The 14,472-nt window shown below is 62.0% G+C and carries 10 protein-coding genes; 6 read left to right on the top strand and 4 right to left on the bottom strand.

The genetic code is table 11. The features are described 5' to 3' along the window. Nucleotides 1-114: 114 nt before the first annotated feature. Complete coding sequence (gene fhuB, locus DOM58_RS06625) at nt 115-2,112, bottom strand: Fe(3+)-hydroxamate ABC transporter permease FhuB (protein ID WP_110692235.1); 1,998 nt, start codon at nt 2,110-2,112, stop codon at nt 115-117. Next, entirely contained in the window at nt 2,109-3,023 is a 915-nt protein-coding gene (locus DOM58_RS06620) for an ABC transporter substrate-binding protein (protein ID WP_157957505.1), read from the bottom strand. Before DOM58_RS06620 ends, fhuB begins: the two co-directional genes overlap by 4 nt. A 270-nt stretch (nt 3,024-3,293) precedes the next feature. Between DOM58_RS06620 and DOM58_RS06615 the strand changes: the two genes are divergently transcribed. Then, nucleotides 3,294-5,318 (top strand): TonB-dependent siderophore receptor, encoded by a 2,025-nt coding sequence (locus DOM58_RS06615; protein WP_110692233.1) that lies wholly within the window; start codon nt 3,294-3,296, stop codon nt 5,316-5,318. 268 nt (nt 5,319-5,586) lie between these two features. Continuing rightward, the gene (locus DOM58_RS06610; RefSeq protein ID WP_110692232.1) at nt 5,587-7,737 is read left to right on the top strand and encodes a TonB-dependent receptor; all 2,151 of its coding nucleotides are present in this window, start codon (nt 5,587-5,589) and stop codon (nt 7,735-7,737) included. Nucleotides 7,738-7,847: 110 nt separating this feature from the next. Here DOM58_RS06610 and DOM58_RS06605 read toward each other — a convergent pair whose 3' ends face one another. Continuing rightward, nucleotides 7,848-9,137 (bottom strand): aromatic ring-hydroxylating oxygenase subunit alpha, encoded by a 1,290-nt coding sequence (locus DOM58_RS06605; protein ID WP_110692231.1) that lies wholly within the window; start codon nt 9,135-9,137, stop codon nt 7,848-7,850. A gap of 67 nt (nt 9,138-9,204) precedes the next feature. Here DOM58_RS06605 and DOM58_RS17460 point away from each other — a divergent pair, with 67 nt between their 5' ends. The 4 genes from DOM58_RS17460 (at nt 9,205) to DOM58_RS06590 (ending at nt 12,878) form a co-directional block, all read left to right on the top strand. Next, on the top strand, nt 9,205-9,369 hold the full coding sequence (locus tag DOM58_RS17460; protein ID WP_223162141.1) for a hypothetical protein: 165 nt from the start codon (nt 9,205-9,207) through the stop codon (nt 9,367-9,369). 217 nt (nt 9,370-9,586) lie between these two features. Further along, entirely contained in the window at nt 9,587-10,687 is a 1,101-nt protein-coding gene (locus DOM58_RS06600; protein ID WP_425353388.1) for an FAD-binding oxidoreductase, read from the top strand. Between the two features lie 218 nt (nt 10,688-10,905). Continuing rightward, nucleotides 10,906-12,099: a formaldehyde dehydrogenase, glutathione-independent gene (gene fdhA, locus DOM58_RS06595; RefSeq protein ID WP_110692230.1), complete on the top strand. Its 1,194-nt coding sequence runs from the start codon at nt 10,906-10,908 to the stop codon at nt 12,097-12,099. A 188-nt stretch (nt 12,100-12,287) separates the two neighbouring features. After that, a complete protein-coding gene (locus DOM58_RS06590; protein WP_110692351.1) occupies nt 12,288-12,878 on the top strand; it encodes a DNA-3-methyladenine glycosylase I in 591 nt (196 codons plus the stop codon). Nucleotides 12,879-12,914: 36 nt separating this feature from the next. On the opposite strand, the gene DOM58_RS06585 is transcribed toward DOM58_RS06590, so the two are convergent. After that, entirely contained in the window at nt 12,915-14,471 is a 1,557-nt protein-coding gene (locus DOM58_RS06585) for an FGGY-family carbohydrate kinase (protein ID WP_110692229.1), read from the bottom strand. Nucleotide 14,472: the final 1 nt, after the last annotated feature.

Genomic DNA, 14,472 nt, shown 5'->3' with positions numbered 1-14,472 from the left:
ATGACTAGACAAGGAAAAAATCAACGAAAAAGCGGAGTTTACGGGTTGTAAATGAGCATTTTGAGGCGATTTTTAACGCCGTATTGTCGAGCGCAGGCAGTTTTCGTACAAAGCCTAGAGGCGGCGCAATCCCCACATGAAATAGACGCCGCCGATCAGCGCGGCGATCAGACCTGCCGGCAACTGATAGGGGAAGAACAGGTTCCTGCCCAGCCAGTCGGCGGTGACCATCACCAGCATGCCCAATAGCCCCGCGCCGATCAGCTGATGGCGCGCGCCGTGGAAGCCCATCAGCCGGGCCATGTGCGGGGCCATCAGGCCGATGAACGAGAGCGGGCCGATCACCAGCGTTGCGGCGACGGTCAGTAGTGCCACCAGCGCGAGTAGCAGCAGGCGGCTACGATCCACGTCCACCCCCAGCGCTTTGGCGGTGGGAGCACCCAGCGGCAGCAGCGTCAGCCAGCGCTGCAGTGGCAGCGTCAACAGGGTGAGCACCAGCGCGATCACCACGATCCAGGCGGTCGAGGTCAGACTGGCGTAATAGGTCGAGCCGCCCAGCCACGAAAGCAGCTGCTGTGCGCGGGGATCTTCGCTGGCCAGGACGATGGCGCGCATCGCATCCAGCAGCGACGAGATGGCGATGCCGGTCAACAGCAGACGCTCTGGCGCGAAACCGCTGCGACGATTGCAGACGATCAACACTAGTAAGGCGACGACCGCGCCGCTGAATCCCATCACCGAGCCGCTGAGCGGGGCGATGCCCAGCGGCAGCAGCATCAGCGCGATCACCCCGATCGCCACGCCGGCGCTGATCCCCAGCACTTCCGGGCTGGCCATCGGGTTGCCGGTCATCCGCTGCAGCAGCGTGCCGGCCAGGGCCAGCATCAACCCGGCAGCCGCAGCCGTGGCCACTCTCGGCAGACGCCAATCGGCGATCAGTGCCAGATCATCGAGCCCCGCCAGGCTGGGAACTTTCGCATGGGCGTCGAGCCTGAAGCCGACGACGAGTGCCAGCACACAGGCGACGATCGTCAATCCTGCCAGAATCCATAGCCGCCGCTGCGGGCGCGCTTCGCGAGGCAGGGTCAACCCCGTGCTGGGTGTCGGTCGCGTGCCGCCGACTTTGAGTCGTGGCAGCAGCCACAGCAGTAGTGGAGCCCCTAGCGCTGCCGTCATGGCGCCCGTCGGCAGCAGTGAAGCGGTGAATGGCGCCAGTTGTTGCACGGCCAGATCCGTCACCAGCAGCAGCAGAGCCCCCACGATCATCGACCAGACCAGGCGCTGGGGTAGCGTACGCGCGCCGGAAAGCCGCGCGATGGCAGGAGCGGCCAGACCAATGAAACCGATCAGGCCGATAGCGCTGACCACGCAGGCGGTCATGAAAACGCCGAGCCCCAGACCGGCGAAACGTAGCTTGCGCAGCGAAATCCCCAGGCTCCTGGCGCCGTCCTCCTCGAGATCGAGAAGTGACAGCGGGCGTAACAGCAGCAGCGCCAATACCACCACGATGGCCAGACGCAGGATCAGAAACCGGGTGTCATCCCAGTTGTCCTGGGACAGCGCGCCGGAGCCCCAGATGAACAGTCCCGACAGGCTCTCCTGGTGGAACAGCAGTAGCGCACTGTTGATGGCACTGAAATAAAGACTGACCACCATTCCGGAGAGCACCACTACCATCGGCGCCAGACGTCGCTTCCAGGAGAGCGCGAAGACCAGCAGCGTCGCGACGATGCCACCCAGCAGCGCGATCCATTCCTTGCCGGCCAGCATCCAGCTGGGCGCCCACAGTGTGGCGATCACCAGCGCCAGCTGGGCACCGCTGGTCACGCCCAAGGTGGCCGGCGACGCCAGGGGGTTTCGCAGTACCTGCTGCATCAGACACCCGGCCAGCGCCAGTGCCGCCCCGCCCAACATCGCTACCAATAGCCTTGGAACGAAGGTGTAGTGCATCACGATCTGGCGAATCTGCTCGTCGTCCGGAGCGACGATGGCTTGCCACCAGTGCCCCGAGAGATCGGCGAACTGGGTCTCGAGAGTGGCATAGCCGAGGATCAGCGCCAGCAGGGCCAAGCAGGCCGCGAACCAGACCGGCGTTTTCGCTCTCAGCATCATGGGCGGCCTTCCATTGCCGCGGGGCCCGGGGTGCTGACCGCAACCAGCGAGCGAGCCAATCGTTGCAACGAGATCAATCCGCCGTAGGGCCAGACGGGGTCGATGTAGCTCACGCGGCCCTCGCGCACGGCCGGCAGATGCTGCCAGATCTGGTTGTTGTCGAGCTCGTCACCGACGCCGCGCGGGTAGGGTTTGATGATGACGATGCGCGCCTCGGGGTGCTCCGCGAGCCGATCGATCGGGATGCTGGCATAGCCCCAGGCGTTGGTCGGGCCGGTCCAGGCATTGGTCAGGGCCGTGCGCGAGAAAAGGGTTCCAATCATGTTGCCCTGGCCGAAGACGCGAACGTGCTGGGCATCGCTGAACTGGACGATATAGAGCGGCGTCGCTGCATCCTCCAGGTCATGCGCCGCCTGCTCCAGAACCTGGTTCGTCTCGGCGATCAGGGCTTCTGCCTGGGATTGGCGACCGGTCACGTTGGCGATCTCGCGAGTCATCGCCAGGGTCGCCTCGTAATAGGGCTGATCGGTATAGAAGTTGTCGATCACCTTGACCGGCATCAGCCGCTCGAGACGCGCGTTGTCGCGAGAAAACAGCGCGCTGGTCATCAGCAGGTCCGGTGGATTCTGGGCCAGTAGCTCTAGGTTGGGCTCGTTGCGCAGCCCCATGTCCAGCGTCGATTCGGGGATCGCAGGCGACTTGACCCATTCGTCGTAATTGGGAATGTCTGAGACCGCATACGGCTCGACGCCGAGCGCAACCAGCGTCTCTGCCACGGTCCAGTTGGAGGCGGCGATTCGTCCTGACGGTGAGTCGTCTCCAGCTTGCGCACCCATCGACACGAAGGCCAATCCCGACATCAGGATCAGGACGATCGTGGAGAGAACGGTGGAAGGGCGGGCACGCGACAAAGCGACGAATTCCTGATGACGGACGGTAAAGACTCGGGCGCCCTCCGATTCGAAACGCGGGCGGCGGAAGTCGCTGCGGGCGATGATGGTAGATCGAATGACAATCGTTATCAATCAGCGCTGGCGATCGCACGCTAATCGTTAATACACATAAGACTGATTGTCATTTAGAATTACCCTCAGAACAATATCCGGCAGCTCGCTGCCGGCTCCTACAACGCCATACAACGGGCATTCGATCCGATGAAACCAGGGAACACTCTAGCCGCCATGAGCGGTGCGTTGCTGTCTGTCTATGCGGCGGCGGCCACGGCGCAGGATGCCAGCGTGACCAATGACACGGTAGTGGTCACGGGAACGGCACTCAAGGTCGATACGCCACTGCTGGAGACGCCGCGTGCCACTTCCGTCGTCAATGACACGGAGCTGGAAAAGCGGGCGGTCAATCGATACGACCATGTGTTGCGTTACCGCGCCGGTGCGCTATCGGCGCCGTATGGCAATGATGCCAAGGCGGACTGGTTTTTCTTTCGAGGGTTCTCGGGTGAGGATTCGACCTATCAGGATGGCTTGCGCCTGTTTCGCGAGGCGGGTTACCTGTGGTGGAAAACCGAGCCTTTCGGTCTAGAACGGGTCGATTTCCTGAAAGGGCCGGCGTCGATTCTCTACGGTGAGGCGCCTCCCGGTGGCATCATCAACGCCGTCAGCAAGCGCCCGACCGAAGACACTCAGGGGTTGTTCGAGATCCAGGCCGGCAACAAGGGGCATCATCAGGTCGGCATCGACACGTCTGGGCCTGTCACCGACAGCGGTGACGTGCGCTATCGTTTCGTCGGTCTATTCCGGGACCAGGATGGCGAGCTCGACGGCACCGATAACGAACGGGTCTACTTCGCGCCGAGCCTGGCGGTGGATCTTTCCGATCGAACGACGCTGACGCTGCTCGCCAGCTACCAACGCGATCACGGCACGCCCGCCAACGTGTTCTATCTCCCTTACGGTTCCGTCGACGATACGCTGTTCGGCAAGGTGAACCGTGATACCGACCTGGGCGACAACGACAACGACAGGCTCGAGCATGAGCAGATTGCCGTCGGCTACGAACTCGAACATACCTTCGACGATACCTGGAAATTTCAGCAGAACGCACGGTTCGCGTCCCTGGATCTCTTTCTGCGTACGGCTTATCCCTCGTACATGCTCGATGATCGTAACGCTCAGCGGGGTCTGACCTACCGCGACGGCAGCTATGACGCTTTCACCGTCGATAACCGCATGATCGGCACCTGGTACACCGACAATACCGAGAACACGCTGTTGGTGGGGCTGGATTATCAGCACCTGGATGCCGACTATCTCAGTCGTGATAACTTTGCCTACGACCAGATCGATATCTTTGATCCACGGGATAGCGGCGCAGGTGTACCTGGCAATTCGGCCTACTACGATCAGGGCAAGGAGCAGATCGGCGTTTACGTCCAGGATCAGTTACGCCTGTACGATCGCTGGATTCTGCTGGCGGGTGCGCGCCATGATAGCGTCGACGTGACCAACAAGCAGGATGGCGGCGACGATCAGAGCTACGACGACACCCAGATGTCCTATACCGGCGGCGTCATGTACCTCGGTGATTACGGCCTCTCGCCATACCTGAGCTACAGCGAATCGTTCACACCCAATATCGGCAACGATCTCGACGGAGATGCTTACCAGCCCAGCGAAGGCAAACAGTGGGAGCTAGGGCTGAAGTACGCGCCGAATTGGCTGGATGGATACGTGACGGCCGCTGTTTTCGACTTGAAAGAGAGCGACACGCTCTTTCCCAGCGGCGGCGCTTCCAGTAACCAAGGTGGAGAGCGCCATTCGCGCGGTTTCGAGCTGGAAGGCGTGGGTTACGTAACCGACAATCTCCAGGTTACCGCAGCGTACACCTACACCGATGTGACGTTGGATGTCAGCGATACCCAGAAGGAACTTCGGGCCGGGCTGATACCGCGTCATCAGGCGTCGCTATGGCTGGACTATGATTTCACGCGGGGTGCGCTGGATGGACTGGGCCTGGGTGCCGGGGCGCGTTACATCGGTACCAGTGTGGACTCGCCTCAGTACAGCGACACAAAAGTGGCGGCCTATACCGTTTATGACGCGATGGCGAGCTACGACATCGATTCGCACTGGACCGCGCAGGTCAACGTCACCAATCTGACGGATAAAGAGTACGTCAGCGGTTGTGACTACTGGTGCTATTACGGCGAGTCACGCAGCGTCATCGGCAGTCTGAAATACCGCTGGTAAACAATTTCTGCACTGAACCTCTGCCATGAACAGAAGCCCGGCCAATGCCGGGCTTTTGTTGGATGGCGCCTGGCTTTCGACATCTGGCGTCATGCGCAATTCAATAATGATTCTCGTTTCTATTCATATTGATCTCGGGACGCTATAGAATGGGCCCGCTTTTTACTCCGCCCGCCCCATATCGACAGGTCCAAGGTTAATGAACTCAGGTATCGCGTCTCCCGAGAACAGACGTCTCTTCGGCAGGTTGGCTTTTGTTGCGGTGACGATGGGCGCACCGCCTTTCATCAATGCGAGCTGGGCGCAAAATGCTTCCGGCGAGAGTCAGTCTCTCGAGACGGTCACCGTGACCAGCCAGGCGATCCTGACCCAAGGCGATACACCGCCGCCGGCTTATGCGGGCGGGCAGGTCGCTGCTGGCGGACGGATCGGCGTTCTGGGCGAGCAGGACACGATGGATGTGCCGTTCAACGTCATCAGCTATACCCGCGATCTGATCGAGAACCAGCAGTCGGATACGCTGGGCGACGTGCTGCAGAACGACGCCTCGGTGACGGTCGGCAGAGGCTTTGGCAACTACTCGGAATCGTTCAAGGTTCGTGGCTTCGATCTCTACGGTGACGATATTTCCTACGGCGGGCTCTACGGGGTACTGCCGCGCCAGTTGATCAACACCAGCATGATGGGGCGGGTCGAGCTGTTCAAAGGGTCGAGTGCCTTCGCCAACGGCGTGCCGGCGGGGGGAACCGGTGTCGGGGGCGCGGTCAACATCGAACCCAAGCGGGCGACCGACGAGCCGATCACGCGGGTCGGCACCGGGTATCGCTCCGACAGCTACGGCGAGACGCAGCTCGATGTCGGACGACGCTTCGGCGCCCAGAATGAGTACGGGGTGCGGGCCAGCGTCAATCGCGGGCGTGGGGACACGGCTATCGATGACGAGAGTCGCAAGAATACCTCGGCGATCGTTGGGCTCGACTATCGCGGCGATCGCGCTCGGGCATCGCTGGATGTCGGTCACCAGAAATCGGTCATCGATGGCGGGCGGCTGAACGTGAACCTGACCAACTACACGGGTGATTCCGTGCCCTCGGTGCCCGATGCCGACAGCAATTACACGCCGAGCTGGAATCGCGCGAGCCTGGAAACCAATTTCGCCATGCTGCGCGGTGAGTATGACTTCAGCGACGCCTGGACCGGCTATGCGGCCATCGGCGGTAATCGCACGCATGAACGGAGTCTGGCCGGGTCACCGAGCGTCATTAACGACGATGGCGATGCCACGGTTTCACAGCTCGATACGGCTTATCAGTCGGAGACCTTCGCCAGTCAGGTCGGGCTGCGCGGGCAACTGGATACCGGCCCCGTTTCGCATCAGTTGAATCTGGGTTATTCCAGCGTCTACTTCCGGAAAGACGTGGCGTTCGATGGCATCTTCACCGGGGCGCCGACCAACATCTACGATCCGGCCGATGTTCCCGTGCGTGAGCCCAACTATCCCAGCGGCGATTTGAGCGACCCCACGACGACCGGGCGTACCTATAACAACGGCGTTTCTCTGTCGGACACGCTAGGTTTCTTCGATGATCGTGTGTTGCTGACGCTGGGCGGTCGATATCAAGAGATCGAGGTCAACAACTACGACGGCAACACGGGGGCCCGCGATAGCCGTTTTAGCGAGTCGCGCGTGACGCCTGTCTACGGGATCGTCTACAAGCCGACCGCCGCCATTTCGCTTTACGCCAATCATATCGAGGCCCTTCAGCAGGGCGAGTCAGCACCGGCGAAAATCGGGGGTGCGCTGGCCAGCAACGCTGGCGAAATTCTCGGCATCGTGCGCTCCAAGCAGGACGAGATCGGCGCCAAGTTCGATTACGGCAAGCTCGGCGGTGGTATCAGCCTGTTCCAGATCGAACAGCCGCAGGTCAGCATCCAGGACAATACGGCCGGCTACAACGGCGAGCAGCGCAACCGCGGCATCGAGTTGAGTGGCTACGGCGTGCCGCTGGATGGCGTGCGCGTGTTGGCGAGTGCGACCTTCATGGACCCGGAACTCCGCAATACCACCAATGGCGAAAACGATGGCAACGACGCGCCGGGCGTGCCGACCTATCGCTATGTGCTGGGCGGTGAGTGGGATATCCCGCACATGGACCGGCTGACGGCGACCGGCCGAATCATTCGGACCGGCTCGCAGTACGTCGACGACGCCAACAACCTCCAAGTCGATCCCTGGAATCGTCTCGATCTGGGTTTCCGCTACACCATGCCGCTCAACGAGGCCAGCCTGATCTGGCGCGCGGGTGTGGATAACGTCACCGACGAGGATTACTGGGAATCGGCCGCAACGACGGGCAATCAGACACTGGTTCAAGGCGAGCCACGGACGCTCAAGCTGTCGGCGACGGTCGAGTTCTGAGACGCAGAAACACGGGCCGAAACAGGAAAAGGCGCTCCCGAAGCGGGGCGCCTTTTTCGTTATCGCTGATCGGATGGCTCGTCGGCCGGAGGATGGTTACCGCGTGAGTGTTACCGGGCGGCGACCTGCAGCGTTGCGGGCTGATCGACTCCGAGGTTGGCCCTCAACGTCTCGCTGTACCAGTCGACGAAGTCGATCACGCCGAATTCGTAGGTCGTCGAGTAGGGGCCGGGCTGGTAGGCGAGCGAGTTGATGCCGAGCTGGTTCTCCTCGGCCAGACGACGGTCCTGGTCATTGGTGGCATCCCAGACCTGGCGCAACCGCTCGGGATCGTAGTCGACACCTTCGACGGCATCCTTGTGGACCAGCCATTTGGTGGTGACCAGCGTCTCCTGCGGGCCTAGCGGCAGCACGCGAAAGACCACGGCGTGGTCGCCCATGAAGTGGTTCCACGAATTGGGCAGATGCAGGATGCGCAGCGAGCCCATGTCGGCGTTGGGCATGTGGCCCATCAGCTTGTTGCAGCCGGGCTTGCCGTCCATGGTCATGGAGACGATGCCGTCGATCAGCGGCGTGCGGGTGAGGCGGTTGCGCTTGCCGAAGCGGGCCAGCTGCCACGGCACTTCGCAGGCGGTCCAGTCGGCCTGCTTGCGGGCGACCAGATCGCGATATTCGCCGGTGGAGCGCGGATCGTCGGTATCGTCGAATTCGATCAGCGAGTTGAGCAGTTCGGGGTGGGCGCCGTTGCAGTGATAGCACTCGCGGTTGTTCTCGATCACCAGCTTCCAGTTGGCGCGCTCGACGATGTTCGACTCCACCGCGACCTTGACGTTGTCCATCTCGTAGGGCGAGAGATAGTGCTCGAGCGAGACCAGAAAGTCGTCGATCGGCTCCGGGTCGTCGCTCAGATTGATGAACACGAAACCACCGGCGCTCTTCACTGCCACCGGCTTGAGGCCGTAGGCGCTCATGTCGAACTCGGTGCCCATGTCGCTGCCGGCAAACAGCAGCCGACCGTCCAGCTCGTAGGTCCACTGGTGATAGGGGCAGACCAGCTTGGCGACCTTGCCCTTGTCCTTGAGACATAGCCGCGATCCGCGATGACGGCAGACATTGTGGAACGCCTGAATGCGATTTTCGGCGCCGCGGACCACGATGATCGAGTTGCTGCCGATTTCGACCTTGAAGAAGTTGCCCTTGGCAGGAATTTCGCAGCTCATGCCGGCGAACAGCCACTGCTTTTCGAACACGTGCTGCATGTCCAGTGCGAACAGACGCGAATCATTGTAGAACGGCTGTGGCAGCGAGAAGTGGGGGTTTCGCTGGTCCAGCATGTCGGCCACGGCTTGACGGGTATCGGCGAGCGAATCCTCCAGGCTGTCGCGTGGAAGTGCAGACATGAACGCATCCTCATCGGGGTGTAGCGTCGCCTCCGCATGGCGGCGGGAGCGATCGGATCATTGACGTGTGACAGTGGCGGCGACTTCATCCTTCGAGCTGTCCCTCGAGAGAAGTGTCGCCCAGGTGCTGGCGATGAAATTGTCCGCCTGCGACATTCGTCGCGTCGAGGGCGACCGACAGGTAAAAATCGCGGGCATCGCTCTGAAAATCGACGAAGGAACCGGCGAGTGAAGCGCGCGCCATCGGGGGCGTCAGCGCAGCAGATAAGCGGGTGCGCGCCGACCGATTATCATCGCTTTGGGTACGGTTGGCATGCCCGTGTCGTTAACGGGCAAGTCGATCAGCGCGGGCGTGTCCAGAATCCGCTCATGAGAGTCATTCACTGGAAACGGCGGCGCGGGGCGATATCAGTTCGCCGAGGCCATTTCCCTGATCGAGCGCGGTGGCGATGGAATTCTTCAATCCGGTCAATACGCAAACCTGGACCAACGGCCGGCATCAGGTGCGATGCGTCAAGGTCATTCAGGAAACCTGGAACGTGCGGACGTTCTGTTTCATGGCCGACCAGCCGGTGATGTTCTTCTTCAAGCCGGGGCAGTTCGTCACGCTGGAGCTGGAGATCGCCGGGCAGCCGGTGATGCGGTCCTATACGATCTCGAGCTCGCCGTCGATTCCCTACAGTTTCTCGATCACCGTCAAACGCCTGCCCGGCGGCCGGGTCTCCAACTGGCTCCACGACAACCTCAAGGTCGGTGAGCCGATGGTCGTGCATGGGCCGGTGGGCGATTTCAACGTCATCGATCATCCGGCGGAAAAGGTGCTGATGCTCTCGGGCGGCGTCGGTATCACGCCGCTGATGTCGATGACGCGCTGGTTCTTCGATACCAACGCCGCCGTTGACCTGGAGTTCATCCACTGCGCCCAGGCGCCCAACGACATCATCTATCACCGCGAGCTGGTGCACATGTTCTCGCGGCTGCCGGAGTTCCGGCTGCATATCGTCTGCGAGCGCAGTGACGAGCTCAGCCAGGCCTGGTCCGGGTTCCGCGGCTACCTGACACGTCAGATGCTGACGCTGATGGCAGCCGACTATCTGGATCGAGAAGTGTTCTGCTGCGGCCCCGCGCCCTTCATGAACGCGATCCGCCAGGTGCTGCTGGAAGACGGTTTCGACATGTCGCGCTATCACCAGGAGTCCTTCGGGGCGACGCCTCTGAGCGTTCAGGAGGATGTGCTGGAACTCGCCGAGCAGGCCGAAGCCGATGCCGAAGAGGTGGATACCGCCGACCTGGTACCGGTCGAGTTCACCGGGAGCGGCAAAAGTATCCGCGTCAGCGAGAATGACACCATTCATTCGGCCGCCGCTAAGCTTGGCCTGCATATTCCCAAGGCCTGCGGGATGGGGATCTGCGGCACCTGCCGGGTGATGAAGCTGGAAGGCGAGGTCGAGATGGAGCACAACGGCGGCATCACCGAAGAGGACGAAGCCGAAGGATTCATCCTGTCGTGCTGCTCGAAGCCGCGGGGCAAAGTCGTTATCGATTTCTGAGCTACGAGCTACGAGCTACGAGCTACGAGCTACGGGCAAAGAGCTGCAAGTGTTAGACCTTTGGACCTGGCGGCTGTCGTCGCAGCGTCACTCGGTGGCGTGACGAGACCGTTCCACCGTCGAGGTAACTCCTAGTCTGGTTTCGCGCCTTCATTCGATGTCGTCGCCAGAGCGGCACGACACAAGGCATTCCGAGATCAGACCCAGGAGTTCACGCCATGTCTTCACCCGCCAACCGAGGCGTCGTTTTTCGCGGTGCCGGCAAGGTCGCCGTCGAAAGCATTCCCTTTCCCGAACTGGCGCTCGGCAGCCGCCAGTGCCATCACGGCGTCATCCTCAAGATTCTGACCACCAATATCTGCGGCAGCGACCAGCACATGGTGCGTGGCCGAACCACGGCACCGGAAGGGCTGGTACTGGGCCACGAGATTACCGGCGAAGTAATCGAGTGCGGCCGTGATGTCGAATTCATCAAGCAGGGCGACATCGTTTCGGTGCCGTTCAACGTTGCCTGCGGGCGCTGCCGCAACTGCAAACGTGGCGACACCCACATCTGCCTGCACGTCAACGGTGATCGCGCCGGCGGCGCCTACGGCTATGTCGACATGGGCGGCTGGGTCGGGGGGCAGGCCGAATACGTGATGGTGCCCTACGCCGATTTCCAGTTGCTGGTCTTTCCCGACAAGGATCAGGCGATGGAGAAAATCCTCGATCTGACCATGCTCTCGGATATCTTCCCCACCGGCTTCCACGGCTGTGTGACTGCCGGTGTCCAGCCGGGTTCGACGGTCTATATCGCCGGCGCGGGTCCGGTGGGGCTGGCGGCGGCAGTTTCCGCACAGCTGCTGGGCGCGGCCTGCGTGATCGTCGGCGACATGAACGACAAACGCCTCGATCAGGCTCGCAGCTTCGGTTGTGAAGGGCTTGATCTCAAGCAGGATGCCAGCATGTCGGAGCTGATCGAGTCGGTGCTGGGCGTCCCGGAAGTCGATGCCGCGGTGGACGCGGTGGGCTTCGAGGCCAACTGCCATGGCCACAACCACGCGCATGAGCAGCCGGCGACCGTGCTCAATGCCGTCATGGAAATCACCCAGGCCGGCGGACGAGTTGGTATTCCCGGGCTTTACGTCACCGAAGATCCCGGCGCGGATAGCGAAGATGCCAAACATGGCAATCTCTCGATGAAGTTCGGTCTCGGCTGGGCCAAGGCGATGTCGTTCCACACCGGCCAGACCCCGGCCATGCGCTATCAGCGTCAGCTGATGCAGGCGATCCTTCACGACAGAGTACAGATCGGCAAGGCGGTGAACGTGCAGACCATCTCGCTCGACGAGGCGCCGCAGGGTTACGCCGATTTCGACGGCGGCGCGGCCAAGAAATTCGTGATCGATCCGCACGGGACGCTCAAATAGCTACGAGCTACGAGCTACGAGCTACGAGCTACGAGCTACGAGCTACGAGCTACGAATAGCGCCGGTTCTGGGGCGCTGAAAAAGCAGCCGGCACCGCTTTCGAGCGGCGCCGGCTCATTAGTATTTGGCGAGCCGGGGGCAGGGCGTCACAATCAGACACGATTTCATGACAGTGACGAGAGCCGATGATGAGTGAACCGATCCCTGACCTGCCGCGCTGTGCCTGGGCTCAGACCCACCCGCTGAATGCCGAGTATCACGACGAGGAGTGGGGCGTTCCGGTGTACGACAGCCGCGCGCTGTGGGAAAAGCTGATCCTGGACGGCTTTCAGGCAGGGCTTTCCTGGCTCACCATCCTCAAGAAACGCGACGCCTTTCGCGACGCCTTCGAGGAGTTCGATCCCGAGCGGATCGCCCGATACGACGAGCACGACGTCGAACGGCTGATGGGCAACGCCGGCATCATCCGCTCGCGATCCAAGATCGAAGCGACCATCGGCAACGCCCAGGCATACCTCGCCATGCGTGATAACGGCGAAGATTTCTCCGAGTTCCTGTGGGGCATGGTCGGTGGGCGGCCGATCCAGCGAGACTTCGAGCGCGATGGGCCGGTCCCCACCCAGACACCGCTCTCCGTAGATATCTCCAAGGCGCTCAAGAAACGCGGCTTCAAGTTCGTCGGTCCGGTCATCGTCTACGCCTGGATGCAGGCAGTGGGCATGGTCAACGACCACGCCGAGACGTGCCATCGCCGCAAGCCGGTGGCGGCGATGGGGTGATCGCCGCACGCTTGGCGCGGGCGCCTCGTCTCGCGCTCAGTCCAGGCGTCCACCGAACAGATCGCGAAAGGCGGCATAGCGTCTCTCGTGGAGCTCCCTGGTCGTCGGGTCGGGCTCGATCACACCTTCGCTGGGCGCAAGTTCACGAGCAACGGCCAGCAAATCCCCGTCCCGCCGAGATGCCATGGCGGCTACCGCGGCGCCCAGCAGCACGGGTTCCGGCGCTTCCGACAGCACCACGCGACAGCCGGTGCCATCGGCGTAGAGCTTGCGCAGCAGCGGCGAACGATTGTGGCCACCGCTGAGATGGAGCGTGTCGATGGCATAGCCGTTGGCGTTCATGCGCTCGATGATGGCGCGGGTCCCGTAGACCAGCGCCGTTGCCGTAGCCCAGTACACCTTGATGAAGCTTTCTCTCGGCGGTTCCAGCGTGAGCCCGACGATGGCGCCACGAATGTCGGGATCGGCCAGCGGCGAACGATTGCCGATGAAGTCCGGGCGAACGTGCAGGCCCGGTGCCGGATCGCCTTCCACAAGCCGCGCCAGCAGTAGTTCCGAAAGTGCCGCGTGAGGATCGTCGCCAAACTCGCTGCCTGCGCTGAACAGAGCAACGATGTGATCCAGCAGCGCGCCGGTCAGACTCTGGCCGCCTTCGTTGGCGACGAATCCGGCGCACAGGGCGTCCGGGTAGGGCCCCCACACGCCGGGGACTTCGCGACGTTTCGGTTGGGCACCGATATGACAGGTCGAGGTGCCAGCGATCACCGCCAGTCGGTGAGCCGAATGCGCGTCGAGGCTACGTCCCAGCGTGCCCATGGCGCCAGCGTAGGCGTCGATCATGCCCACGGCGAAAAGGCAGTCGGTAGTGAGTCCGAGCTCGGCCGCAGCCTTCTCGCTCAATCGCCCAAGCGGCTCGCCCACGGCAGCGGCGCGATCGGGAAGCGCGGCTCGCTCGAGCACATCCGACATATCGATCTGGGCGAGAAATTCCCGATCCCAACCGCGATCCGGGCGTGGGTCGAAGGTCCACTTGCAGGTCAGGGTACAGACCGAGCGGCGATCGACTCCGGTGCAGTGATAGCCCAGCCAGTCGCCTAGGTCACCGGCGTAACCGATGCTGCCGTAAAGCTCTGGACGGTTTCGCTTGAGCCACATGAGCTTGGGCATCTGCATTTCCGGCGACATCACGCCGCCGAGATTGGCGAGTGGGGCTGCCTCAGTCGCGGTACAGATTGCCGCCTCGGCCGTCGCTCGATGATCCATCCAGACGATGATGTTCCACGATTCGTCGCCAGGCGATAGCGTCAACGGCTCGTGCTTGCGATCGAGCAGCACCAGCGAACAGGTCGCGCTGACCGACATGCCCATGACCAGGGCCGGGTTGATGTCCGCCTGGCTCACCGCACGTCGGGTGGCGTCGCAGACGGCCCGCCAGATATCGGTGGTGCTCTGTTCGACATGGTGTTCGAGAGGACGATGAATGGCGATCGGTGATTTCGCCTCGCCCAGCAGTTCACCGCGGTCGTCGAAGACCCCGACGCGGGCGCTACCGGTGCCGATGTCGACGCCCAACGAATAATGTGTATCGGTCATG

Origin of the sequence: Salinicola halophyticus (genome assembly GCF_003206695.1) — a bacterium.
Classification (GTDB): domain Bacteria; phylum Pseudomonadota; class Gammaproteobacteria; order Pseudomonadales; family Halomonadaceae; genus Salinicola; species Salinicola halophyticus.
Note: the sequence above shows the minus strand (reverse complement) of the source record. Positions and strands in the feature narration are given on the sequence as shown.

Excerpts from the sequence above, each read along its gene's own strand:
- DOM58_RS06585 (WP_110692229.1), bottom strand. The coding sequence starts at position 14,471 with ATGACCGATACACATTATTCGTTGGGCGTCGACATCGGCACCGGTAGC.
- DOM58_RS06615 (WP_110692233.1), top strand. The coding sequence starts at position 3,294 with ATGAGCGGTGCGTTGCTGTCTGTCTATGCGGCGGCGGCCACGGCGCAG.
- DOM58_RS06605 (WP_110692231.1), bottom strand. The coding sequence starts at position 9,137 with ATGTCTGCACTTCCACGCGACAGCCTGGAGGATTCGCTCGCCGATACC.
- DOM58_RS06600 (WP_425353388.1), top strand. The coding sequence starts at position 9,587 with ATGGAATTCTTCAATCCGGTCAATACGCAAACCTGGACCAACGGCCGG.
- fdhA (WP_110692230.1), top strand. The coding sequence starts at position 10,906 with ATGTCTTCACCCGCCAACCGAGGCGTCGTTTTTCGCGGTGCCGGCAAG.
- DOM58_RS06590 (WP_110692351.1), top strand. The coding sequence starts at position 12,288 with ATGAGTGAACCGATCCCTGACCTGCCGCGCTGTGCCTGGGCTCAGACC.
- DOM58_RS06610 (WP_110692232.1), top strand. The coding sequence starts at position 5,587 with ATGGGCGCACCGCCTTTCATCAATGCGAGCTGGGCGCAAAATGCTTCC.
- fhuB (WP_110692235.1), bottom strand. The coding sequence starts at position 2,112 with ATGATGCTGAGAGCGAAAACGCCGGTCTGGTTCGCGGCCTGCTTGGCC.